Here is a 24,596-nt window from a genome sequence, read left to right on the forward strand (position 1 = left end):
GATATGTCTGACAGGAATCGCGTGTTTCGCCCCCTTTACCTTGCTGCATCGGGTGCTTTCCTCGGCCTGAGCATGCCGCTAATTACTGCCGCGCTACCGGCACAGCCACCGGTTCACGCACCTGCTTCGCTGCTGGCACTCGCACCGTCAGCATCCCTGGCGCACGCCGAGGCACCGGCGGATGTGTCGGGCGAGGTGGCTGATTTCGCAGGTGTGCTGAGCGGCGGCGATGAAGCTCGTCTGAAGGAGCAGATTCAGCAGCTCAAGACAGAGAAGCGACTCCTGTTCTCGGTGTTTTACATCAAGAGCTTCGACGGCATTCAGGGCGAACAGTGGGCGCAGCAGGCCTGGGAGCACCTCGGAGCTGCCGACAACCGCGGTGTCCTGGTCGTCGCCGTGGAAGACCGGAACCTCGGCGCTTTCGTCGGAGACTCCTTCCCCAGAAACGCAGAAGCCGTCAACAGGGCAGCTCAAGGGCAGCTGTTAGAGGATGACAACTGGGCGGCTGCGGGCGAAGCTGCCATCGCCGAGGCAGGCGGTGGCAGCGGCTCCGCCGGTGGGTGGGCACTCGGCGCCGGCCTCGGTGGTGCCGCCGTTGTCGGTGGCGCCACCTGGGCCGTGGGCCGTCGCAATAAGAAGAAGCGCGATGAGGAGGAGATCGCTCGTGGCCGCAACATCGACCCCAGGGATGTCTCTTCGCTGGACTCGCTGAGCACCAGCTCGCTCGATGTTCTTGCGCACGATGAGATTGTCAGTACCGATGAGTCCATCCGCAAGGCCAGCACCGAGCTCGACCTCGCCCGCGCTGAGTTCGGCACCGAACGCATCCGCAGCTTCGACAACGCACTGAAGCACTCTCAGTCCACGCTCGAGCGTGCGTTTGCACTTCGCCAACAGCTTGACGACGGCTCCGTGTCCGACGAAATCGAGCGCCGCAGTGTCCTGCTGGAGATTATCTCCACCTGTGGTGTTGCGGATGACCAGCTCGACGGCGAGGCCGCAAACTTCCAGAAACTCCGCCAGGAGTTGATGAATGCTGAAGCGACGATTTCGAAGCTCACTCAGCGAAGTGTCGAGCTGCGTTCACGTATGCCGCGTGCCGGCGAAATTCTCGATGGTCTGCGCGCACGTTACGAAGAGCAGATGCTCAGCTCTGTGACCGACAATATTGATATGGCCACGGAGCACCTGAATCAGGCTGACCAGTCAATGTCTGAGGCCCGCCGCATCGCGGACCTACCCGCCGGTGAGCAAGGTGGTCTGATTGATGCACTGTCGGCCACCGACTTTGCGCTCACACAGGCAGAGAGTCTTCTGGAGGCCATTGAACACGCCGATAGCGATATTCACGCTGCAGTCGCGGGGCTGGCTTCCCTTATCGCCGAGGTCCGCGGTGAAATCGATGAGGCCTCGCACCTGATGTCGGCACCGCAAGGCGCCAACATCAACCGCGAGCGTCTCAATGCAGCCATCGAAGCAGGCCGCGAAGCACTCGGTGTGGCAGCCAATAAGTCCGAAGTGGATCCACTGAGTTCCTGGACCGCACTGACCGATGCCGATGAGCTGCTCGACGAAGCCCTCGACTCCGCTCGAGACAAGGCCGCATCGTTCGCCCGCGCTACCGCTACTTTGCAGCACAGCATGCAGGATGCCGACAATCACATTCGCGCCGCGGCTGACTTAATTGCTACCCGCCGCCGTGTGGTTGGTGCTGAGGCTCGCACTCGCCTCGCGGAGGCGCAGCGTGCTTACGGCTCTGCTCAGGGCTTGGCCAACGACGATCCGCGAAAGGCTTTGGCCTACGCACGTCGTGCGCGCAAGCTCGCGGCTGAGGCCGCTGACTTGGCCCGCCGTGACATCCGCCGCTACCAGGATCAGCGCCGCGGTGGCGGCAGCAACGGTTCGATGGTCGCCGGCATGGTGCTAGGCAGCATGCTCAGCAACAACAGCGGCTTTGGTGGCAGTATCGGCGGATTCGGCGGTTTCGGCGGGGGTTCGAGCCGACCAGGCGGCTCCGGCAGCACAATGGGCTTCTAGATTCCCGCCTAAATTCGCATCTGGCGTGGTCCATCCACAGACCACGTCGCCAGAGAGGCGGCAATCAGCCAGTCTTCGAAACTCCCCCGGAAGTCTCCTTTCTGGGCATAGACACCAAATACCCCTCGGCCTAGGCTGTCCTCTCTGACGATTCGGGCGAGCTCATAGCCTGGCCGTTCGATGTCGAAGACCGTGCGAATTCCCCGTCCTTCTCTGTTTAGGACGAAAGAATCCCCCTCATCCGGATTCGTCATCACTAGCGCGTTCGTGCTAAAAAAGCGGGCTTTCACCTGCCAGCCACGCCCTTGTGGCGAGGTGATCCAGAAAGCACTAAAGACCCCGTCCTGACAGCTCCAGCCGTCGGACAGGGTCTTTTGGTTCTCGTCGTAAACGACGCTGTCTGCAATAGTTGCTACACGATCCACACCCAAATCATATAGGCAATCAGCAAGAGCAAGCAGACAGTGAGAATCCAGGTAGAGGAAACCATGCGGGACTCCAGCACTCGACGAGCACTGTAGACCAGGAAGATCTTCTCCTCTTCCGGCAGCGCACGGCCCTCATCGGTGTCGAACTGCACCTCTGCGTGGCGCACGCCACGGGACGCACCGGTAAACTGGCCCCACTTCTCGCCGGTCTTCGCATTCTCGATGACGTAGTTCGTCGATCCCTCGCACACCAGCTTGCCTTCAGGACGAACCGGCCCAAAGGTCACTGAAAGCTGCTTGGCTCGCGAAATCTTGTCACGGTCAGCAGCAACGGTCGAGAACACGCGGCCGTCGGGAAGCGTGGCGGAAACACGGTGATTAGCAGAGGCGTCAATGACCCACTCCCCTTCCGGGGTGTTGAGGCGATCGCCCTGCTCATCACGGATGTACGTGCCGACTTCGGTGCTTTCCTTCAGAATCGGCCAGGTTTGCTCGGATTTTTCCCGAGAGCCGTCGCCGAGACTATAGGATTCCCAAAAAACTTCTTCGGCCATTAGCAGCCCACCAGGCGAGCTGCGAGGTAGCCTTCCAGCTCGTCAATCTTGACGCGCTCCTGCTCCATGGTGTCGCGGTCACGGACGGTCACAGCGTTGTCCTCGAGAGTATCGAAGTCAACGGTGACACAGAACGGAGTACCGATCTCATCCTGGCGACGGTAACGACGGCCGATAGCACCGGAGGTGTCGTAATCGACGGCCCAGTACTGGCGCAGCTTGTCGGCGACAGCCTCAGCAGTCGGAGTCAGGGTGTCCTTCTTCGACAGCGGCAAAACAGCAACCTTAACCGGCGACAGACGCGGGTCCAGCTTCAGCACAGTACGGGTGTCGGTGCCGCCCTTTGCGTTCGGCACCTCTTCCTCGGTGTAGGCATCACACAGGAAGGCCATCAGGGCGCGGGTCAGACCGAAGGACGGCTCAATGACGTACGGAACGTACTTTTCGCCGGTAACCTGGTCGTGGTAACGCAGGTCTTCCTTGGAGTGCTCGATGTGGCAGCCGAGGTCGTAGTCCGTACGGTTGGCGACACCCATCAGCTCGCCCCACTCGTTTCCCTGGAAGTGGAAACGGTACTCGAAGTCGATTGTGCGTGCAGAGTAGTGAGCGCGCTCGTCCTTCGGAACGTCGAACTGACGCATGTTCTCCGGGTTAACGCCCAGGTCAATGAACCAGTTCCAGCAGGCGTCGACCCACTCATCGAACTTCTCTTCCGCCTGGTCCGGTGCGACGAAGTACTCGATCTCCATCTGTTCGAACTCGCGGGTACGGAAGATGAAGTTACCCGGGGTGATCTCGTTGCGGAATGCCTTACCGGTCTGGCCGATACCGAACGGTGGCTTCAGGCGAGCCGTGGTCATAACGTTCTTGAAGTTGACGAAGATACCCTGAGCGGTCTCCGGGCGCATGTAGTGCAGGCCCTGCTCATTGTCGACCGGGCCGAGGAAGGTCTTCATCAGACCGGAGAACATCTGCGGCTCGGTCCAGTTGCCCGGCTGACCGGTCTCCGGGTCCGGAACGTCTGCCAGACCATTGGCCGGCGGGTGACCGTGCTTGGCCTCGTAGGCCTCCAGCAGGTGGTCAGCGCGGTAGCGCTTGTGGGTGTGCAGGGACTCCACCAGCGGGTCGGTGAAGGTAGCGACGTGGCCGGAAGCTTCCCAGACCTGGCGCGGCAGGATAATGGAGGAATCCAGGCCGACGACATCCTTACGGCCGGTGACGAAGGTCTTCCACCACTGGCGCTTGATGTTTTCCTTCAGCTCCACACCCAGGGGACCGTAATCCCATGCCGAGCGGGTACCGCCGTAAATTTCACCACACGGGTAAACGAACCCCCTGCGCTTACACAGGTTGGCGACGGTATCGACAACTGACTTAGGTGCCACGGTCTAGACCACTCCTTATAAATGGCTTCGCATCGCACACCACACGCCTTTTCCGGGCACACAATTCAGCCCGTTCCGTGCGGCGAACGACATAATGAAAAGCAAAATGTACTGACCCCAACAGGCCAGTTAAAAGTTCCCCTATACTCTAGCGCATCTTGTCCAACCGATACCGGGTAGTGTCGGTTACATGGCTGGCGAAGATATGCACGAAGTTAGTTCTGGCGAAAACCCACGTGGTACGGGCTCCCCCGCTAGCACCGGGGCACACGCCTCCGCGCGGCCAGCCGCAACCCGCATCGGCCAGCGCAGTACTCGCCAACGCCGCGCCGTCGTGTCGATTATGAGTGAGGCTCCTAATTTTCGCTCCGCTGCTGACATTCATAAGTCGCTGACGGAACGTGGGGACAAGGTCGGCTTGACGACGGTCTATCGGACGCTCCAGTCCCTTGCAGAAATGGACATTGTCGATGTTCTGCACAATGCCTCCGGAGAGGCTCTCTACCGGCTGTGCGGTGACCACCACCATCATCACCTGGTCTGCACCGATTGCGGCAGCACCGTTGAAGTCGCCGGCGGCCCTGTCGAGCAGTGGGCTCACAGCCTTGCGGAGGAGCACGGTTTTAATCTGACCGGGCACACTGCTGAGGTCTTCGGCCTGTGCGGGGACTGCCAGAAGAAGTAGCCCGGGCTCCCTCCCCCCCCTAAAAAAATACCGGCGCTAGGCCTTGCCGAACCTACGGTCGCGCTTGGCGTACTCCACCACTGCGGCGCGCATGTCATCCCGACCGAAATCCGGGAAAAGCTTGTCCTGATAGACCATCTCCGCATAGGCGGACTGCCAGATCAAGAAGTTGGACGTGCGCTGCTCGCCCGACGGACGCAGGAACAGATCGACATCCGGCATAGTCGGCTCATCCAGGAACTGTGCGAAAGTTTTCTCGGTCAAGTCATATTCGCTGAGCTCCCCCGCTGCTGCCTGACGAGCAATCTCTCTAGCAGCATCAACAATTTCAGCGCGACCACCGTAGTTGACGCACATATACAGAGTTAGCGCGTCATTGTCCTTCGTCTGCTCCTCGGCAATCTCAAGTTCCTTAATCACCGAGCGCCACAGTCGCGGACGACGCCCTGCCCAACGCACGCGAACGTTCTTCGAATCCAGCTCATCACGACGTCGACGCAGCACATCGCGATTAAAGCCCATGAGGAATCGGACCTCATCGACCGAACGACGCCAATTCTCAGTGGAAAATGCGTAGGCCGACAGGTGCTTGACGCCCATCTCCAAACAAGCATCGACGCACTCCATCAGCACGGCCTCGCCACGCTTGTGCCCTTCGGTGCGTTTGAGCCCACGCTGTTCGGCCCATCTACCATTGCCGTCCATCACGAGCGCGATGTGATTGGGCACGAATTGCTGCGGTACAGGAGGATTCAACACGCTTCCTATTGTGCCCCACCGCTACTGTTTACTGCCAAAAAGCATCCACATGTTCCAGCGCCGGCACCCGGCGGCCCAGGTAGTACTGCAGGTACTTCGCCGTTAGGGTACGCGCCGTCGCCATTCGTCCCTCGAATTCGCTTGACGACGTATCGATGCCCGCCCATTGCTCATGAGCAAGCTGCCACATCAGATGCAGAACCTCGGTCGGCGGAGTATCTGCACCCGGTGGCCTGCAGTTGGTGCACACTGCTCCGCCCAGTGCGGGAGAAAACGCGTGGTGAGGGCCGGCTTTGCCGCAGCCTGCGCATTCAAAGAGGCTTGGCTGCCAACCTGCCTGCGCCATTGCTCGCAGGATGTAGGAGGTCAGCAACAAATCGGGGCGATGGCGACCGGCCGCAACGTCGTCGAGCGATTGGGTGGTGAGATCCCACAATTCGGGAGCCGGCACTTGCTCCTCGCCGACAATGCGTTCGGCGACGTCCAGGACTGCACACGCACAGGTGTAGCGCGCATAGTCGTCGACAAGCGGTGCTGCCCACGTGCGCACGGTATCTGCGCCTGCGATAGTGGACAGTCCTCGGCGTGGGTAGATGTTGACATCCACGTCGACGAATGGTGAGAGGCGGGAGCCGAAGCGGCTCTTCGCGCGGCGCACGCCTTTGGCGACACCGCGGACTAGGCCGTGGTCGCGGGTGAAAAGGACGATGATGCGGTCGGCTTCGCCGAGGTCGTAGCGGCGTACGACCAGCGCACGGTCGCGATACGGCTCGACCAACTTTTTAGAATCCCAACTTGCCCAGCTGCTTCGGGTCCGACTGCCAGTCCTTCAGCACCTTCACGCGCAGGTCGAGGTAAACATTCTGACCGAGCAGCGCAATGAGTTCCTTACGAGCCTTGTGAATGGTGGTGCCCATGCGTCGACCGTCGCGCCCCATGAGGATGGACTTCTGCCCCGAACGCTCGACATAGATAACGGCGTGGACATCCAGGACGCCTTCGCGATCCTGGTTCGGCAGCACCTCATCAATCTGGACTGCCACGGAGTGCGGCAACTCATCGCGCAGACCGCCGAGGGCCGCCTCGCGAATGAGCTCCGCCATCCGGGTGTGCAGATCCTCATCGGTGATGTGCCCCTTCGGGTACAGGCGCGGTCCCTCCGGCAACTGGGAAGCCATGACATCAATCAGCGTGTTGATGTTCTCGCCGGACTTCGACGAAAGTGGCACCAGCTCGGCATCCGGACCGAGCAACTCCTGCAGCTCGATCAGGCGCTCAATAATGGTGTCGCGCGAGACCTTATCCACCTTGGACACAATGCCCATGATGTTCTTGCAACCTTTGGAGACGTTCTCGTAAATCCAGCGGTCACCGGGGCCAATTTTCTCGTCGGCAGGCACGACCATCGCGACCAAGTCCACATCGGAGTAGGTCTCCTGAACCATGTCATTCAGGCGCTCACCGAGCAGCGTGCGTGGCTTGTGCAGACCTGGCGTATCCACGACAACAATCTGACAGTTCTCGCGGTGGACTACACCTCGGACTGGATGACGCGTGGTTTCCGGCTGGTTAGCGGTAATAGCGATCTTCTCGCCCACCAGGGAATTGGTCAGCGTGGACTTACCGGTATTCGGACGCCCCACAATGGAAACGAACCCAGAGCGAAAGCCCTCCGGCGCGCTGTAATCATCAGCATCTCCGCCAAGTCCAGCATTGGCCAGCATGTCATCAAGATTGCCCATCAGTATCTTCTTCCTCGGAGTAAAACTCCGCAGTCGGCTCCACCACCACAGTGCGTACTCGCATACGACCACGACGGTCACGCGAGCCCTCGGCGGTAAACTTCAGTCCTGCATATTCTACGTACGAACCGGGCAGTGGCACACGTCCAAGCTCATATGCCAACAGACCGGAGACCGTATCCACCTCATCGGTGACCTCGTCATCGAAGACGAGTTGGCGCCCGTGGGCTTCGTCGTAAAGCTCTATGAGCTCGCCCAAGCTGAGGCGCGCCTGCACGCGGTAGGAGGCATCCCCCAGTGGTTCGATGGGGGCCTGCTCGGCCTCGTCGTATTCGTCGGCGATCTCACCGACAATCTCCTCGAGGATGTCCTCAATAGAGATAAGGCCGGCGACCGATCCGTATTCATCGATGAGGATGGCGATGTGATTGCGGGTGCGCTGCATTTCATCGAGCAGGTCATCCAGTGGCTTGGAATCGGGCACAAAAACGCAGTCACGCATGACCTCGGAGACGCGAACACCGCGGCCGCCATCAGTACGCGAGTACGTCTGCTGGACAATGTCCTTCAAGTAAATGACGCCGACGATGTCCTCAACGCTCTCGCCAATCACCGGCAGTCGCGAGTGACCCGACTTCACGCATAGGGCCACTGCCTGACCACAGTGCTTATCCGCCTCAATCCACACCATCTCTGGGCGCGGAACCATAACAACGCGTGCCGACGTTTCCGCGAGATCGAACACAGACTGAATCATGCGGCGCTCATCGTGCTCCACAATGCCGCGCTCCTGGGCGATATCGACCATCTCGCGCAACTCGACTTCAGTGGCGAACGGGCCATCGCGGAAGCCACCACCAGGGGTGATGATGTTGCCGAACCAAATCAGCAACTTTTCCAGTGGCCCCAACACCTTGGCCATAAAACTCAGAACGACCGCGGTGGCGAGGGAAATCGAGTACGGATTCTTCCGACCCATCGTGCGGGAAAACACCCCGAGGACCAGGAAGGTGAACAGAGCCAACAACACCACTGCAGCCACAATGGCCCAGCGCTCCGGCTCGAAAAGCTTAAGACAAACTGCCGCAAGCGTCACTGCACCGATTGACTCGCACAGCGTCCGCAAAATCACCAGCACATTGACGTGCCGAGCGCGATTTTCTACGACCTTGAGAAGCGCATTAGCACCCGCGACCTCGTCACGCTGCAGCTCAGCCACGCGTGCACGGGAAATGCCTGCGACCGCAGTTTCGACTGTGTTAAGTCCGCCAGCGCAGATCATCGCCACAACGGCGACAATTATCAAAGTGATCATCGCTCGTTAGAACGTTCCGGGAACGCATTGGGGTTAATCGGTTTTTCGGAAAAACTGACACCACGACGATCGATGTCGTCGTACCAGTCCGCCAACAGACCATTCTGCAGGGAGAACATCTGGCGCTCTTCCTCAGCAGTGACGTGGTCATAGCCCAACAGGTGCAGCACACCATGCACGGTGAGCAGCACCAGCTCGTGGCTCAGAGGGTGGCCTGCGCGCTCAGCCTGGCCCGCAGCGAACTCGGGGCACAACACGATGTCGCCAAGCATGGCAGGTCCTGGGCTGGCAGCATCGGGGCGACCAGAGCCGGGAGTGAGCTCATCCATCGGGAAGCTCATCACATCCGTCGGCCCCGGCAGGTCCAGCCAGCGCACGTGGAGATCTTCAATCGTCTTCAAGTCGACAATGTGAATGCTCAGCTCAGCTGCCGGATGCACGTCCAGGCGACCCAACGCATAACGGGCAACGTCGATAAGCGATTCTTCATTGACGCCCTGACCGGACTCGTTGAAAACTTCAATGCTCATGTAATTTCAGCGTCCTTTATCGCTTGGTGGCGGACTGTCGCTTGGGTGAGGACTCGGCGCCCTGCGCAATGCCCTCGTTATAGGCATCGTAGTCATCGTAGGCCTCGACAATTGCGGTGACCAAGGGGTTTCGCACCACATCGGCCGCGGCCAACGCCGGAAACGCGATTCCCGGCACGCCACGCAACACCTCACGGGCAACTGCCAGACCGGACTTCTGCCCACGGGGCAGGTCAACCTGGCTGGCATCACCTGTGATGACCATCTTCGATCCGAAGCCCAAACGCGTGAGGAACATCTTCATCTGTGCTGGAGTGGTGTTCTGCGCCTCATCGAGAATGATGAACGCATTGTTCAAGGTGCGACCACGCATATAAGCCAGTGGTGCAACCTCCACTACCCCGGTTTCCATCAGCTTTGGAATTAGCTCCGGTTCAAGCATCTCGCGCATCGCATCGTGCAGCGGGCGCAGGTAGGGGTCAATCTTCTCGTGCAAAGTACCCGGCAAAAAGCCCAGGTTCTCCCCGGCCTCCACCGCCGGACGAGTCAGAATAATGCGCTCAACCTGCTTATCCTTCAGTGCGGCAACAGCCTTTGCCATAGCCAGGAAGGTCTTGCCAGTACCGGCGGGGCCAATGCCGAACACAACGTTGAAGCGGTCGATGGCATCGACATAGTTCTTCTGCCCCTCGGTCTTCGGACGCACGGTCTTGCCGCGGTGCGTCACAATTCCGCCACCGAGCACCTCACTGGCGGACTTTTCACCGCGATCGACGATGCCCACCGCGTGCCGCACTGATTCCGGGGAGAGCTCATGGCCACGACGGGCCATTGCCTCAAGCTCCTTGAATGCGCGGACAGCCAAAGAGACATCCGCCGGCGCACCCTTGATTGTTACAACCCCGCCGCGGACATGAATATCCGCTGCCAGTAGGGATTCCAGCAGACGGAGATTCTGATCCGCGTGACCGACCACAATCGGCGCGAGATTATCATCGAGCTCGACGACGGCCGTGGTACGAGCAGTTACTGAATATTTTGTCATTATGCGTCTATCCTACTGACCACTCTTGGGCGTGCCGCCCCACCGCTTCGTCAGCGGGCCCAGCGCACTGAGAGCAGCAGCTCCAGCCAGGGCGCTACGGAGAACCGTCGGGCCGAGCACCACCGAACTCGCGCCGGCGGCGCGGAAGGCCTCGAGTTCCTCGGGGCTCACTCCCCCTTCTGGGCCGACGATGAAAAGAACCTTGTCAGCGTTTGCTGTTTGTGCGGCGAAGTCCACGAATGGAGTTGTTTCCTCCTCGTGCAAAACTGCTGCCGCACCACCTGCTGACGTAGTTTCCCGGATGAGTTGCTCGATATCAGCGGAGCTATGCAGATCTGCAACCGGCGGAATCCATGCACGGCGAGACTGCTTCGCTGCCTCGCGTGCAGCCGACTGCCACTTTGCGCGCGCCTTGGTGACCTTTGCTGCACCCTGCCAACGGGCCACACAGTTCACTGCCGCCCACGGGATAATCTCGTCAACCCCAGCCTCGGTCATCAAGTCAACAGCGAGCTCGGCACGATCCGACTTCGGCAACGCCTGCACTACCGTGACGTGCGGCGTTGGACGTGCACGCTTCTCGGCAGCGATTACGCGGAAGTGAACCTCGCGCGGGTCAACATGCATAAGCTGTGCCCGCACCACCATGTCCGCGCCATTGACCAGGAGAATCTCCGAGCCTTCCTTCAACCTGCGAACGCTGATGTGCTTTGCCTCAGGCCCGAGGATCCGAATGATTTCCTCCGGGTGCGGCAGCTCGGCGAAATCACCGAGGAATACGGGCAAACTCATGCGTGCTTCACACTCACTGTGGGGCTATGGGGGGGGATGGCGTGTTCAACGGCGACGGAAACGGGAGAAGAATCCGTGTCGCTCGCTGGAATTAGCCACCTTGGCATCATCATCGCGGTGGTCGCGGAGCTTCTCCAACAGTTCACGGGACTTGCGGTCCAGCTTCGTCGGCACCGTGACATCGACGTGGGCAACCACGTCACCGTTGCCCTCGCCGCGCAGATGCGGCATGCCCTTGCCCGACAGACGAATCTGCTCTGCCGGCTGGGTGCCCGAATCAACCTTGATGGTCATTGGCTCGCCGAGCAGGTCGTCGACCTCAAACTCGGTGCCAAGTGCAGCATCGGCCATTGGAACCTGAACGTTAAAGTGCAGGTCATCACCCTCGCGCTCGAATACCGGGTGTGGGTCCATGGCAACTTCCACGTAGAGATCACCCGCCGGGCCACCGCCCGGACCGACCTCGCCCTGACCGGCCATACGAATACGCATCCCATCAGAGATACCTGCTGGGACATTCACGGTCAGGTCACGGCGAGCGCGCACGCGACCGTCACCGCCACAGTTGTTACACGGATCGGGGATGATCTCGCCGGTGCCCTCACAAGTCGGGCACGGCCGCGAGGTCATCACATTGCCCAGGAAGGAACGCTGGACCTGCTGAATCTCGCCAGTGCCATCACAGCTGGTACACATCTTCGGCTTGGATTTGGACTTCGAGCCAGTTCCCTCGCACTGCTCACACAGCACCGCGGTGTCCACCGTGATGGGCTTGCGGACACCGGTGAATGCCTCATCGAGGCCCAGCGAAATACGCAGCAGCGCATCTGCACCTGGCTGTACACGCGAGCGGCGCTGGCGGGTACCGCCCGCACCGCCGAAGAATGCTTCGAAGATATCGCCGACTCCGCCGCCGCCGAAACCGCCGAAGCCACCGCCTGGCATACCGCCCTGCGGATTGAGAGGATCTCCTCCCATATCCACAATCCGGCGCTTTTCAGGATCCAGCAGGACCTCGTTCGCCTCAGATGCCTCACGGAACTTCTCCGCAGCTTCTTCATCACCCGGATTACGGTCTGGGTGGTACTTGAGCGCCAGCTTTCGGTACGCCTTCTTAATCTCAGCGTCCGTAGCGTCCTTCTCCACTCCGAGGATGCCGTAATAGTCGCGTGCCAACTTTAGCTACTTCCTTTCAATACCCGGCCAACGTACTGTGCAACAGCAGCAACCGAGGAAATTGTTCCCGGATAATCCATAAATGTGGGGCCAACTACGCCCATGCCACCCAAAATTTCGGTGCCGGTGCCATAGCCAGTTGAAACAACTGAGGTAGCGCGCAGCTCCTCGTCCTCGTTTTCCTCACCGATGGAAACGCGAACGTGGTGCAAATCCTGCGCGGCCGACAGCAGTTTCAGCACGACCACCTGTTCTTCGAGAGCTTCAAGAACCATGGGCAACGTAGAAGGTAAGCGACCGGCCATATTACCACGGGTCAAATTCGATGCCCCGGCCAGGATGAGTCTGTCATTCGGCTTCTCAATCAACGACTCCACCAGCACCGTCGAGCAGCGAATAAGCACATCCCGCAAATCACGCGGGGCGTTAGCTGCAAGATCGGAAATCGCAATCGACGCGTCGGCAAGCGTGTGCCCCGACATCGCGCGGTTGAAATGCTCGCGCAAGAGCGGCACGAGATCGGGATCCATCGGTGCTGGCAGTTCAACATTGCGCTGCTCCACGCGTCCGGTGTCAGTGATGACTACCAGCAACAATCGCGCGTCGGCGAGCTGGACGACCTCGCAGTGCCGGACGCGGGAGACCTCCAGCGTCGGCACCTGCACCACTGCGACCTGGCGGGTTAGCTGGGCCAGCAGCTGCACACTGCGGCGCAGCACATCCTCCAAATCGACGCCGCCTTCGAGGAACTCGAGGATAGCTCGGCGCTCGGCCCTGGACAGCGGCTTAATCTGCGAAAGATTGTCCACAAAAAGGCGGTAGCCCTTCTCAGTCGGGATACGCCCGGACGATGCATGTTCCTGCTGGATATAACCTTCAGCCTCCAGCACCGCCATGTCATTTCTAATGGTCGCCGAGGACACACCCAGATTGTGGCGCTCCACCAGAGCCTTCGAGCCAACGGGCTCCTGGGAAGCTACGTAATCCGAGACAATTGCCCGAAGAACTTCCTGCCTGCGCTTATCCGTCTGAGATGACATGCGGATAGTTTAACTAAGGATGTCAACAATTATTGCGTCGGCCAGCAAACGACCGCGATTGGTCAGCTGAATCCGCTGGCCACAATCGACGGAAACAAACTCCACCATGCCCGCTTCCGCTTGCCGACGTGCCTTGCCCAGCTCATCCTCTCCGAGCAGATTGGCATCGATACCCTCGGCCAAGCGGAGGCCCAGCATAATCTTCTCAGTGTGCCGATTCTCGGCCGTTAGCCCTTCTGAATCCTTAATCGGCAACTCTCCGCCGGAAATGGTCGCCGCGTAGCGAGCCGGATGCTTGACGTTGTAAAACCTCGTGCCATCCAGATGCGAATGGGCACCGGGGCCCGCACCCCACCAATTTCCATCGCGCCAGTAGAGCATATTGTGACGACATTGGCCGCCCGGTTTCGCCCAGTTGGACACCTCGTACCAGGAGAAACCGGCTTGACTCAGTGCGGCATCGATGCGCTCGTAGCGGTCGGCGAGATCGTCGTCGTCAGGCATCGGCAGCTCACCACGACGGACCTTACGCGCCATCGCAGTACCCGGCTCGACAATCAGCGAGTACGCCGAAACATGATCGACCTCCGTGGCCAGGACCGCCTCCAACGTCGTATCGAGATCCGCCATCGACTCCCCTGGCGTGCCATAGATAACGTCGAGGTTGATGTGCTCAAAACCGGCAGCGCGTGCCTCCGCCACTGCCGCCGCAGGACGCCCCGGCGTGTGCGTACGATCCAGAGTGGCCAGCACATGCGGCACAGCCGACTGCATGCCCAGACTCACCCGGGTAAACCCTGCCTCGGCCAGGCCTTCGAAAAACTCCGGGGAGGTCGACTCGGGATTCGACTCGGTGGTGACCTCAGCGTCGTCAGCAAGCCCAAAGCTGTTGCGCACACCGTCGAGCAGACGACGAAGACCACTCGCCCCCAACATCGACGGCGTACCCCCGCCGACGAATACGGTATCGGCGCCACGCGCTAGTTCGGGGTGCTTTACGACGGCCATCTCGAGCTCAGCCACGATGGCATCGAGGTAGTCTCCCTGCGTTGCGCCACTGCCCAGCTGACCTGGCGTGTACGTGTTGAAATCACAGTAGCCACAACGGGTGGCACAGAATGGGACGTGTAAGTAGACACCGAAGGAATCGGTGTGTGCGGAGGCTTCGCTCACGCATGCTCCTTGGCTCGACGTTGCTTGACGCGGCGGACAATTTCATCGATGCGGGCACGTTCCATCAGGAACTCCGGAGGCCTACGGCCGCGCAGCGCATTGGCAACTGCCGGATGAGTCTCGGGAACAGCAACACACCAAGCGGCGGCAGCGGACAGTGCTCGGCGGCCAGACTGCGCGTAAAGCTGCGGAAGCACCACACTACCGAGCTTCTCCACGCCTCGGATGTTTTCGGCGGAAACCCAGTCGGCGAGTTCCTCCAGGTAAGAAGCCACGGCATCGGAGCGAGCAATCATTGCCTGCGTGACCGTAGGGACTGCAACCGGATGCTTCAAAGGAGCCGGAATGAGCGACAGTGACTGCACATCCGGAGACTTCGGTGCCGGATGCGGGTGTCGACGCGGTGTCGAAGCGGAGGAAAGAGTACCGATGCGCCCCGAGCGAATGCCGGAGGTAAACGCTTGGCGTAGACCATCAAGTTCACCAATCAGAGGGCGGCAGTCCTCAACGGCCTCGTCGACGATGTCAGCGAGCTCGAGAACACATTCGTCCACCAGCTCACGATCTACATCAGCAACCGCCTGAGCGAGGTGCTCGATGTGTTCGGCAACTTCGTCACCAATGTCGTAGAGCTCTTGGGTCACTTCGCGCAGGCGTAGCCGAGCATCGAAGTGGTTAATCATTGCCCGCCCTCCCACGACATCTTCGGTGTCGGTGACATCATTGCAGTTTTCCGCTTCCGAGTACCGACGAACATTGACGAATGCCAACTTTCGAAAACTGAAAACTCCTTAAAAATTTCTAGCGCCCCTCACCTTAATGGGGTGAGGGGCGCTAGCGCGGTAACAACACGCTGCCGTTTTCTATCGGCAGCGGGCAGAACGTGAATTAACGCTGGTAGAGAGCCTCAATGTCACGCGAGTAGTTGTCCATGACAATGTTGCGCTTGACCTTCATGGTCGGGGTCAGCTCGCCGCTTTCCTCGGTGAAGTCACTGTCCAGAATATGAAACTTCTTAATAGCCTCTGCGTGAGAAACCAGCTCGTTAGCGGAGTTGACGGCGTCCTGAATCTCGGCGCGCAAAACTGCGCTGGAGGCAGCGAGTTCACGGATCGAGGTGTGCTCGGGGACGGAGTGCTCAATCTTCCACTTCTCCAGTGCCTCCTCATCGAGAGTGACCAACACGGAGACGAACGGACGACCATCGCCGATGACGACTGCCTGGGACACCAGCGGGTGCGCACGCATGCGGTCTTCCATCGGACCCGGCGCGACATTCTTACCACCTGCGGTGACAATGAGGTCCTTCTTGCGGCCGGTGATCTTCAGGTGGCCTTCTTCGGTCAGCTCACCGAGGTCACCAGTCTTAAACCATTCGCCGTCGATGAAGGCTTCCTTGGTTGCCTCTTCGTTCTTCCAGTAGCGGTCGAACACAACCGGACCACGGAGCAGAACTTCGCCGTCATCAGCGATAGCGGCGGAGCAACCACCGACCGGACGACCAACGGTACCAATAATCTGCTCGCTCGGGTTGTTCACGGTGACGGCAGCCGTGGACTCAGTCAGACCGTAGCCTTCGTAGACAGGCACACCGAGACCACGGAAGAAGTGCCCGAGGTCAGAGGACAGAGCCGAACCACCGGAAATGGTGTACTGCACGGCCTCACCCATAGCTGCGCGAATTTTCGAGAACAGCAGGCGATCGTAGAGCTGGCGACGCAGCTTCAAGACACGCGACGGACCTGCCGGAGTATCCAGTGCCTTGGAGTACTCGATGGCGGTGGCCTCAGCACGCTCGAACATGGCCAGGCCGAATGCGCCCTTCTCCTTAGCGGAGGCGTAGGCGGAGTCACGAACCTTCTCGAACACGCGCGGCACACCGAGAATCATGTGCGGACGGGAACGCTGGAACTCCAGGGTGACGGTCTTGGTATCAGCCCAGTGAGACTGGGTAGCACCGGAAATCATCGAAGCCAGGGACACTGCGTGAGCCAACACGTGCGCCAACGGCAGGAAGGTCAGAATGCGGTTCCCCGGACGGGCAATCAGGCCAATCTCGTTGGTGAGGATGGCGCGGGCCTCCGCCAGCCAGTTGCTGTGCAGGAGCACGCAGCCCTTCGGACGACCAGTGGTACCGGAGGTGTAAATCACGGTTGCCAGGTCGTCGGCCTTGGTGTCCTTGATGCGGCGCTCGACCTCGTCGCCGTCAATGTCACGGCCTTCGTAGCTAATGGTGTCAGTAGCGGAAGCGTTAATCTCCAGTACACGACGCAGCTGAGACTCGCCCTCCGGGTTCTCGGTGCCCTTTTCGACCAGCAGAGGCTTCATGCGGTCGGTGTGCTCACGCGACTCGGTAAATGCGAAAACAGCACCGGAGTTTTCAATAATCCAACGAATCTGGCCAGACGAAGAAGAGCCGTAAATCGGGACAACAGCAGCGCCTGCCATCCAGATAGCGGTATTGATCAGGTTCCACTCGTAGCGAGTCTCACTGAGCAGCGCTACGCGGTCGCCCGGCTGAACACCGTTGGCAATTAGCCCCTTAGCGACGCCCTTTGCCTCGTCATAGAACTCCTGAGCAGTGACATTTACCCACTCAAAGTTCTTGGGGCGAGTGAAAAGCACCAGCTTCGGGCGCTTCTGCACCAGCTCCTGCAGCGAGGTAATAATCGTTTCGTCCTCGCCGATGACGTATTTCGCCTCGGTAGTATATTCACGCATCGAGTTACAAACCCCTACTTTCGGTAGTTCTGTCCGTCGTTGGTTTCGTTAGGAATCAACTTAGAACATCAAACCCTGCGCCGTTGTGATTTCAGTAAATATTTCGATAACGAAGTGATTTACCTTACTACTGGCAAAGTTTTTCTAAACTGGCATGATGGAAAGGGTGACACAGGCAGCTTCCAATCCTCCCCTTTCCTCTCCACTCGCCGACCTCGCTAAAGATGTCGGAGTTGGGGTTTCCTACTACTCCACCGAGGGCCAACTCGTGCACGTCTCTCGTGAGACAGTGCTAAAAACTCTCGCTGCTCTCGACATCGATCTGGGCCCAGATCCCAGCGATGCCGACATCAACGACGCCCGTCGTGAGTGGGCAGACACGCAGTGGTCTCGCCTTCTCCCGCCCGTGGTAGTTACCCGCCAGGGCATCTTCCACCGAGTTCTGGTTCACGTACCGCACGGCAGCAATGTCAGCGTGACTGTGAAACTGGAGGACGGCGCAGAATGGCCCTGCGCTCAGGTGCACCACTTGGTACCGCCACGCCAGGTCGGCGATGTGTTGATGGGTGAAGCCGCCTTCGCAATTCCAGAGGATCTGCCACTTGGTTGGCATCGCTTGCGCGCAGTCAACGATGACAACGTCGCTGAGTGCGATGTGGCCGTAACCCCCAACCGTCTCGCCACTGCCGACAAGTACGTGCAGAATCCTGCGCATGGTGTCATGGCACAGCTGTACTCGGTACGCTCCAGCCGCAGCTGGGGTATTGGCGATTTCGCTACCCTCGGCGACTTGGCACAGGTCAGTGCAGAGCACGCGGGCTCTGATTTCGTCCTCATCAATCCGTTGCACGCCGCAGAGCCACTGCCTCCGGTAGAAGACTCGCCGTACCTGCCCACCACGCGCCGCTATGTCAATCCGCTGTACGCGCGCCCAGAGCTTATCGACGAGTTCGGGTACCTGGACAAGGACGAGGCCGATGAAGCCCGTGCGCTAGCGAACTCTTTCCACCAGCTCAATCACAGCCCTGATGAGATTGACCGCAACCCCATCTACGCTGCAAAGCTCAAGGTATTGCGGGCAATTCACAAGATCCCCCTGTCCAGCGCACGCCAGGCGGAATTTGACCGTTGGCTGGAGGCCGAGGGCCGTGGCATATACGACTACGCGTCGTGGTGCACCGAGCGCGAGCTCGCGGATCGCGCTGCTGCCCGCGATGCTGCACGCGCTGCCACTTCCGATTCTGGTGCCGTAACCGAGAACGATATCGAGTTGGTTCCACCGTTGGGTAACCACGCCAGTGTCGAATCTCTGCGGGAGGAAATCTTCCAGTTCCACCTCTGGGTGCAGTGGATTCTCGATCAGCAGCTCGGCCAGGCACAAGAGGCAGCCCTGGATGCGGGTATGCGCATCGGCATCATGGCCGACCTTGCCGTCGGCGTGCACCCTGGCGGCGCGGATGCCGAGAACCTTGCGGATTGGCTCGCTCCTGCTATCTCTGTTGGCGCACCGCCAGACGGTTTTAACCAGCGCGGCCAAGACTGGTCGCAGCCGCCGTGGAACCCGCACAAGCTAGCCGAGGCCGGCTACCGCCCCTGGCGCGACATGCTGCGCACAATCCTTCGCCACGCAGGTGGCATTCGTGTTGACCACGTGCTGGGTATGTTCCGCCTCTGGGTCATGCCGCGGATGGAGTCCCCCGTCAATGGCACCTACCTGTACTTCGACCACGAGGCAATGGTCGGCATTCTCGCACTTGAGGCCGAGCTCGCTGGGGCCGTCGTCGTAGGCGAAGACCTGGGCACTTTCGAGCCGTGGGTGCAGGACTACCTGGCCTCGCGGGGCATCATGGGCACCTCGATCGTGTGGTTTGAATCCGAGGGCGACCAGCCGAAACCACCAAGCGCTTACCGCAGCCTGTGCCTGTCCTCCGTCACCACGCACGATCTGCCGCCGACGGCAGGCTACCTCGCAGGCGAGCACATCAAGCTACGGGAACGCCTGAGACTATTGCTTTCCGACGTCGCGGAGGAAGACCGCCGGGACTTCGAGTGGATTCGAAAGGTTTTGGGTGCGGCCAAGGAAGCCGGCTGCTTTGGTGACACGGCTGCGGCGGACATGGATGTTCATTCCCTTACCCGCGATAATCTGCCACCAATTGACGCACTGGTCACGGGGCTGCACCGCTTCCTCGACCAGACGCCATCCGCGCTGAAGTGTGAGGCCTTGGTGGACATGGTCGGCGATCGTCGTACTCAGAACCAGCCGGGCACGAGCCACGACCAGTACCCGAACTGGTGCATTCCGCTAACCGATGCCGAGGGCAAGGCCGTGCTTGTCGAGGACCTGCCTCGCTTCCCCGGATTCAAGCGTTAATTGGTTCGTGAGCGACTAATCCCTCATTTTTGCTGTTCACCGATCTTTCAGGTTATATGCCCGGCACTAAAACCGAGGCTAAAACTGGAAATCGGTGACTGCACCAGCGATGAGGATGAGAAGAAGCAAAACGATTAGGGCAAGTAGGACCTTCGAGTGCCTCGACCGATGCATGCTAACTCAGCTCCCTACTGCGAAATATTTGCGAACTACCCAACTCTAGCCTGTTGGGCAAATTTCCTAATACTTTAAGACATACCTTAGGGCAGCGATAGCGACCCAACACTTAAAGGGGGCTTCTCCCAGCTCAATTCATCGGGTCTCTCGGTGAGCTATCCGCAAGGCCACTACCTCTTCGGCTAGCTCTCGCTGCCCGCTCCTCGACACTCCTGCGAACGCTCCCGCCGGCGCACCGACCACTGCCACAGACGACCGCTGACAACATCGATTGCACCGACGAGAACGAAAGCAACAAATCCTCCGACTACCAGCAGAACCACGCATAGCGCGCTGACCTGCGCAAGCAGTGGCAATTGAATAAGCCACTGCCCTACCCTGTCGAATGCTTCTGCCATGAGTGTCAACCTACCCTGCCGGTGACCGGAATAACCAGTGGGCGGCGGTCGCGGGGCTCGTCGTAAAGCATGAAGCTAGGCATCAGTGCCCGACAGCCCGCGGCGTTCGAGGAGCGGCTGGATGTCCTTATCGCGGCCTCGGAAAGCGCGGTACGCAGCCATGAAGTCGATGGCGCCACCACGGGAGAGGATCTCTTCACGGAAGTGGCTGCCGCCGCTGATTGTGGCACCGCCGTTGTCGGTGAACCAACCGAAACCGTCCGCATCGAGCACCTCTGCCCACAGGTAGGAGTAATAGCCCGCCGAGTAACCGCCAGCGAAGATGTGGTTGAAGTAGCGGGAGCGGTAACGCGGGGCCAGGTGGGGAACATCGAGGCCGAGTTCGGCGAGTGCTTCCGCTTCGAAAGCGTCGACATCGGTGACCTGAGCCGCTTCCTCCTCGGTGAGGCTGTGCCAGGCCAGGTCGATGGCGCACGCTGCGAGGTACTCAACCGTGGCAAATCCCTCACCAGCGGTGCGGGCCTTCTTCACCGACTCGACTAGCTCTGCTGGAATCGGCTCACCGGTACGAACGTGGACGGCGTAATTGGCCAGAATGGACGGCTCAAGCGCCCAGTTCTCGTTGATCTGAGAGGGGAATTCCACGAAGTCGCGCGGGACGTTAGTGCCCGAGAAGGTCGGGTACGTGACGTCGGAAAGCAGACCGTGGAGGGCGTGCCCGAACTCGTGGAAAGCAGTGGTGACCTCGTCGAGTGTCAGCAGCACCGGGGTTCCCGGCTCGGTTTCGGCAATGTTCATCACGTTGACCACGACCGGCAGGCGGTCCAGCAGACGGGACTGATCCCTAAACGAGCTCATCCACGCACCACCGCGCTTGGTCGGACGCGAGAAGTAGTCCGTGATAATCAGGCCGATGGTCTCCCCTCCACCCTGGCGGACCTCCCACACAGTCGTGCCCGGCGCGTATCCCTGCAGGTCCTCGCGCTTGACTACTTCGATGCCGTAAAGCTTGCGGGCAGCGTAGAACACGCCGTCTTCGATGACACGGTGCAGTTCGAAGTAGTTCTTGAGCTCCTCCGTGTCGACTGCGAATTCTTCCGCTTTACGACGGCGCTCCCAGTACGGCCAGTCAGCGCCCGTGACCGTCTCATCGCCAGCCAAATCAGCGACCCGCTTGTACTCACCTTCAGCATTGGCAATGGCAGCTGGCGCCAGGTCTGCAATGAGCTTTCGAGCAGCCTCTGCGGTGGTTGCCGTCTCCTTGGCAATGACGTAATCCGCATGCGTGTCGTAACCGAGCAGCTTGGCGCGGCGGGCGCGCAGGCGTGCCATTTCCAGCACAATGTCGGAGTTGTCGAACTTGCCGGAGGCAGCACCCGCACGTCCCAGTGAGGCTTCGTAGAGCTTGGCACGAGTAGCCGGATTATCCAGGTCAGCCAGCTGTGCCGGAGTTGATGGTAGGTCCAGTGGAATCAGCCACGGCGCATCGGTGTCTGCCTTTTTCGCGTAGGCGGCGAAGGACGCAATGGCATCGTCGGAAAGCCCGGCGAGCTCCTCGCGGTCGTAGATTTCCACTGCGCGCGCAACGGTGTCCTTCAGCAGGTTTTCGCCGAAGGCGGTGGAAAGCTCAGAGAGGCGGGAATTGATGCGGCTAAGCTCGGTTTTGTCCTCGTCGCTAAGGTCCGCACCGGCGCGCTGGAAGTCCTCGCGGACCTTCTTCAGCAGCAGCTTCGCTTCTTCCGGGTTGGCGGCATCGTCAACGCTGTCAATGGCATTGATGCGCTGCCACAAGTCACTGCGCATGCGAATCTGATCCAGGTGTGCTGTGAGCTGCGGGGCAATCTCGGCTTCAATTTCCATGCGGACATCGGTGGCGTCCGTGCCGGCAACGTTGAAGAAATAAGCAGCGACGCGGTCCAGATCTTGGCCCGCCTTCTCCATTGCCTCGATGGTGTTAACAAAGGTCGGTGCCTCCGACGACGTGGCGATCGCATCAATCTCGCGTGCATGGCTGCGCATTGCTTCGCTAAACGCCTCGCGGACGTGGCTGTCATCGATTGCCGCAAAATCTGGCAATTCGCAGAACAATTCCGACGGTGTCAACAGTGGATTTCGTGCATCATTGGTCATAGTGAATTCAACTGTAGCGTGCTCGAAAACGCGAGCGCGACTACCACAGGCTCCCCGCCCTTCTGGCAGGACCAACAGTGACGAGGAGGCGTTTTCCGCCATGACAGAGACGACTATTTCCGCTCCCTGCGGGCAACTGACCGGCCGGATTCACGATGGCGCAATACAAGTTTTCAACATCGATTACGCAGATGCTGCTCCGTTTGCCGCGTCGGCACCAGTGGCCGACGGCCCACAGTCAGGCACTCGGCGCTGTGAGCCCGAGCGCGAGTTAGTTCTCACCGTCACCGCACCGGCTGGGCCCGCGGACGCTTCCTACCCCGTATTGCTGTGGATTCACGGTGGTAGCTACGAGTTTGGGCACCCCTCCGAGCCCTGGACAGACGCAACGGCTTTTGCGCAGGCCGGCATCATCACCGTTTCGCTCGGATACCGCAAGGGACTGGAGGGATTCTGGCGCGACAGTCAAACAGAGACCTACCGGGCCATTGATGATCTATATCTGGGGCTGCAGTGGGCTCGTCGGAACGCGCCTGCCTTCGGCGGCGATATCGACAACATCACTATCTCGGGGCAATCGGCGGGTGCGGCGCTGGCGCTCACCCTCGCAGCCGACCAACGCACGCGCGGTCAGATTCAGCGCACCATCGCCATGTCGCCGGCCTTCTCGCTGCTGTCCGGCTCGCGCCTCCGCCGCACGTTGGCGGGCATCGGTGTGGGACGTGCGCCGTCCACCGAGGTCTTTTCGCGTGCCGACGAACGCAGGGTCGCTCGGGCCCAGAAATTGGTTTCGGCATCCTCGCCTTCGGATCCGGCAATTGGGCCTCGCTTTGACAGCTTTGCTCCCACACTGCCCACGATGGTGACCGCCACCAGCGAAGAGTTCTTCTCAGAACCGCCGGTTGTGGCGATGGACAAGTTGCCCATGCGGGAGTGGATGGCTCGGCGCTATGCCAAGGGGCATCGTGGCCGCGGCGAATTTCCGACCGACGCTTATGCCGAGCGTCCGATGGGAAATGTCATTTCTGACTCCGCGATTCGTTCTTACGCTGTTAAAGTCGCCGAACGGTCCGTAGCGGCTGGGTTAGATGTGTGGGCGGCACAGTTCGAACCGGGAGAAGGGTTGGGCCACGCACCTGCTGGCCGCACCAGTGGTGCTCCGCACTGCATCGAGATTGCACGCTTCTTCGGTATGAAAGAGCCTAACCATCCATTCCACCAAGTGGCGGTCGAATTCATCCGCGAGGGCACCCGCTACAACGACGACCGCAAGATAACCACCTTTGCTGGCGCTGACGCACAGGCAGTTGAGGGCATCGCCATCGATGCGTGGGCGGCTCCGCGCCAGCTCTTTGGCGCATAAAACGGGATTAGGCGCATGAGACGGCTGAGGCTTGCCATTGGCCGCACCGGTTAGCGCTGCTATTTAGCTCGGCAGAGTCTGCATGTACTGGTAAATCTCCACGCAGACCAAAATGGTAATTAGCGTGATGAGTACTGCAATGAGTTTCCTGCGGTCCATAGCCACCGTTCTTACCGAAGCACCTGGTTGGGCGCAAACTTTACCAATTGTGTTTAACTGTCAACCATGGAGCCACTTGATTTACTAGTCCCCGAAAACTCTGCGCTGCAGCCGGTCGACCCCGCGCTGGCTAAGGTGAAGCGAATCGCGCACGCTGCTCCCCTGCTAGTTATCACGGTTGCAGCTGCCGTAGCCGCGGTGGCGTGGACTCCGTGGATGTGGTTGGGAGTCCTCGCCTGCGTGCTCTACTTCGCATATATCTACTGGCTCATCGGCCGCCGAGTTCGTGCCCACCGATACCTCGAAGGGGATAACGACTTCATCGTTGCATCCGGACGCTGGTGGCGCTCGGTCACTATTGTCCCTTACGGACGAATCCAGTTCATCGACATCGATGAAGGACCGCTGCTTCGCCTGTTTGGACTGGCAACGCTGAAGCTCAACACAGCATCGGCGAGCTCGGATGCCGCCGTCCACGGTCTGCCACGCGAAGAAGCTCTCGTCCTGCGCGCCCGTCTATCTCAGCGCGCCCACGACCGGATGGCGGGTCTTTAAATGAGGCATAGAGTTCATCCACTATCCCCGCTGCTCAAAAGCTTCGCCACAATCGCTG

Annotated in this window: 22 protein-coding genes; 5 read left to right on the forward strand and 17 right to left on the reverse strand. The window is 59.9% G+C overall.

Translation table 11 applies throughout. From position 1 onward, the window contains the following. Positions 1–3: 3 nt before the first annotated feature. Positions 4–2,037, forward strand: coding sequence for a TPM domain-containing protein (locus QP978_RS05355; protein WP_222865412.1), 2,034 nt, complete (start codon positions 4–6; stop codon positions 2,035–2,037). A gap of 8 nt (positions 2,038–2,045) precedes the next feature. Here QP978_RS05355 and QP978_RS05360 read toward each other — a convergent pair whose 3' ends face one another. Genes QP978_RS05360 through QP978_RS05370 form a run of 3 tightly spaced genes read right to left on the reverse strand, consistent with a single transcriptional unit; the run spans position 2,046 to position 4,404 of the window. Then, positions 2,046–2,462 carry a hypothetical protein gene (locus QP978_RS05360; RefSeq protein ID WP_049189624.1) on the reverse strand — a complete coding sequence of 139 codons (417 nt, stop codon included), beginning with the start codon at positions 2,460–2,462 and terminating at the stop codon, positions 2,046–2,048. Further along, positions 2,450–3,019 (reverse strand): hypothetical protein, encoded by a 570-nt coding sequence (locus QP978_RS05365; RefSeq protein ID WP_049189625.1) that lies wholly within the window; start codon positions 3,017–3,019, stop codon positions 2,450–2,452. Before QP978_RS05365 ends, QP978_RS05360 begins: the two co-directional genes overlap by 13 nt. Further along, positions 3,019–4,404 carry a glycine--tRNA ligase gene (locus tag QP978_RS05370; protein WP_049170727.1) on the reverse strand — a complete coding sequence of 462 codons (1,386 nt, stop codon included), beginning with the start codon at positions 4,402–4,404 and terminating at the stop codon, positions 3,019–3,021. Before QP978_RS05370 ends, QP978_RS05365 begins: the two co-directional genes overlap by 1 nt. Positions 4,405–4,594: 190 nt before the next feature. Between QP978_RS05370 and QP978_RS05375 the strand changes: the two genes are divergently transcribed. Further along, positions 4,595–5,089, forward strand: coding sequence for a Fur family transcriptional regulator (locus tag QP978_RS05375; protein ID WP_147719351.1), 495 nt, complete (start codon positions 4,595–4,597; stop codon positions 5,087–5,089). 36 nt (positions 5,090–5,125) lie between these two features. On the opposite strand, the gene QP978_RS05380 is transcribed toward QP978_RS05375, so the two are convergent. From QP978_RS05380 to QP978_RS05435, 12 genes are all read right to left on the reverse strand, one after another. After that, positions 5,126–5,848 (reverse strand): isoprenyl transferase, encoded by a 723-nt coding sequence (locus QP978_RS05380; RefSeq protein ID WP_168161662.1) that lies wholly within the window; start codon positions 5,846–5,848, stop codon positions 5,126–5,128. A 28-nt stretch (positions 5,849–5,876) separates the two neighbouring features. Further along, positions 5,877–6,626, reverse strand: a complete 750-nt coding sequence (recO, locus tag QP978_RS05385; RefSeq protein ID WP_016423113.1) for a DNA repair protein RecO — start codon at positions 6,624–6,626, stop codon at positions 5,877–5,879. Between the two features lie 4 nt (positions 6,627–6,630). Next, entirely contained in the window at positions 6,631–7,572 is a 942-nt protein-coding gene (era, locus tag QP978_RS05390) for a GTPase Era (protein ID WP_042389423.1), read from the reverse strand. A gap of 4 nt (positions 7,573–7,576) precedes the next feature. Continuing rightward, positions 7,577–8,905 (reverse strand): hemolysin family protein, encoded by a 1,329-nt coding sequence (locus QP978_RS05395; protein ID WP_016423115.1) that lies wholly within the window; start codon positions 8,903–8,905, stop codon positions 7,577–7,579. Beyond that, entirely contained in the window at positions 8,902–9,435 is a 534-nt protein-coding gene (ybeY, locus tag QP978_RS05400) for an rRNA maturation RNase YbeY (protein WP_005511056.1), read from the reverse strand. The genes QP978_RS05395 and ybeY overlap by 4 nt, the downstream gene beginning before the upstream one ends. Before the next feature lie 16 nt (positions 9,436–9,451). Then, positions 9,452–10,480 (reverse strand): PhoH family protein, encoded by a 1,029-nt coding sequence (locus QP978_RS05405; protein WP_049189611.1) that lies wholly within the window; start codon positions 10,478–10,480, stop codon positions 9,452–9,454. Positions 10,481–10,492: 12 nt separating this feature from the next. Further along, a complete protein-coding gene (locus QP978_RS05410; protein ID WP_284856926.1) occupies positions 10,493–11,272 on the reverse strand; it encodes a 16S rRNA (uracil(1498)-N(3))-methyltransferase in 780 nt (259 codons plus the stop codon). 45 nt (positions 11,273–11,317) lie between these two features. Continuing rightward, positions 11,318–12,448 (reverse strand): molecular chaperone DnaJ, encoded by a 1,131-nt coding sequence (gene dnaJ / locus QP978_RS05415; RefSeq protein ID WP_049189613.1) that lies wholly within the window; start codon positions 12,446–12,448, stop codon positions 11,318–11,320. A gap of 2 nt (positions 12,449–12,450) precedes the next feature. Further along, on the reverse strand, positions 12,451–13,488 hold the full coding sequence (hrcA, locus tag QP978_RS05420) for a heat-inducible transcriptional repressor HrcA (protein WP_016423119.1): 1,038 nt from the start codon (positions 13,486–13,488) through the stop codon (positions 12,451–12,453). A 9-nt stretch (positions 13,489–13,497) separates the two neighbouring features. After that, the gene (gene hemW, locus QP978_RS05425) at positions 13,498–14,661 is read right to left on the reverse strand and encodes a radical SAM family heme chaperone HemW (protein WP_016423120.1); all 1,164 of its coding nucleotides are present in this window, start codon (positions 14,659–14,661) and stop codon (positions 13,498–13,500) included. After that, positions 14,658–15,431, reverse strand: a complete 774-nt coding sequence (locus tag QP978_RS05430; protein WP_224783736.1) for a hypothetical protein — start codon at positions 15,429–15,431, stop codon at positions 14,658–14,660. Before QP978_RS05430 ends, hemW begins: the two co-directional genes overlap by 4 nt. 118 nt (positions 15,432–15,549) lie before the next feature. Then, complete coding sequence (locus QP978_RS05435) at positions 15,550–17,382, reverse strand: AMP-dependent synthetase/ligase (protein WP_016423122.1); 1,833 nt, start codon at positions 17,380–17,382, stop codon at positions 15,550–15,552. 154 nt (positions 17,383–17,536) lie between these two features. Here QP978_RS05435 and malQ point away from each other — a divergent pair, with 154 nt between their 5' ends. After that, complete coding sequence (gene malQ / locus QP978_RS05440) at positions 17,537–19,756, forward strand: 4-alpha-glucanotransferase (RefSeq protein WP_049189616.1); 2,220 nt, start codon at positions 17,537–17,539, stop codon at positions 19,754–19,756. Positions 19,757–20,115: 359 nt separating this feature from the next. Here malQ and QP978_RS05445 read toward each other — a convergent pair whose 3' ends face one another. Together QP978_RS05445 and QP978_RS05450 are read right to left on the reverse strand one after the other, a co-directional pair. Then, complete coding sequence (locus tag QP978_RS05445; RefSeq protein ID WP_070853988.1) at positions 20,116–20,331, reverse strand: hypothetical protein; 216 nt, start codon at positions 20,329–20,331, stop codon at positions 20,116–20,118. 75 nt (positions 20,332–20,406) lie between these two features. Beyond that, complete coding sequence (locus QP978_RS05450; RefSeq protein ID WP_284856927.1) at positions 20,407–22,461, reverse strand: M3 family metallopeptidase; 2,055 nt, start codon at positions 22,459–22,461, stop codon at positions 20,407–20,409. 100 nt (positions 22,462–22,561) lie between these two features. Between QP978_RS05450 and QP978_RS05455 the strand changes: the two genes are divergently transcribed. Both QP978_RS05455 and QP978_RS05460 read left to right on the forward strand, forming a co-directional pair. Continuing rightward, positions 22,562–23,824 (forward strand): carboxylesterase family protein, encoded by a 1,263-nt coding sequence (locus tag QP978_RS05455; RefSeq protein WP_284856928.1) that lies wholly within the window; start codon positions 22,562–22,564, stop codon positions 23,822–23,824. Between the two features lie 225 nt (positions 23,825–24,049). Then, the gene (locus tag QP978_RS05460) at positions 24,050–24,538 is read left to right on the forward strand and encodes a PH domain-containing protein (RefSeq protein ID WP_016423127.1); all 489 of its coding nucleotides are present in this window, start codon (positions 24,050–24,052) and stop codon (positions 24,536–24,538) included. Positions 24,539–24,596 lie beyond the last annotated feature (58 nt).

The sequence above is a fragment of the Corynebacterium sp. MSK035 genome (genome assembly GCF_030232615.1).
Taxonomy (GTDB): Bacteria; Actinomycetota; Actinomycetes; order Mycobacteriales; family Mycobacteriaceae; genus Corynebacterium; species Corynebacterium jeikeium_D.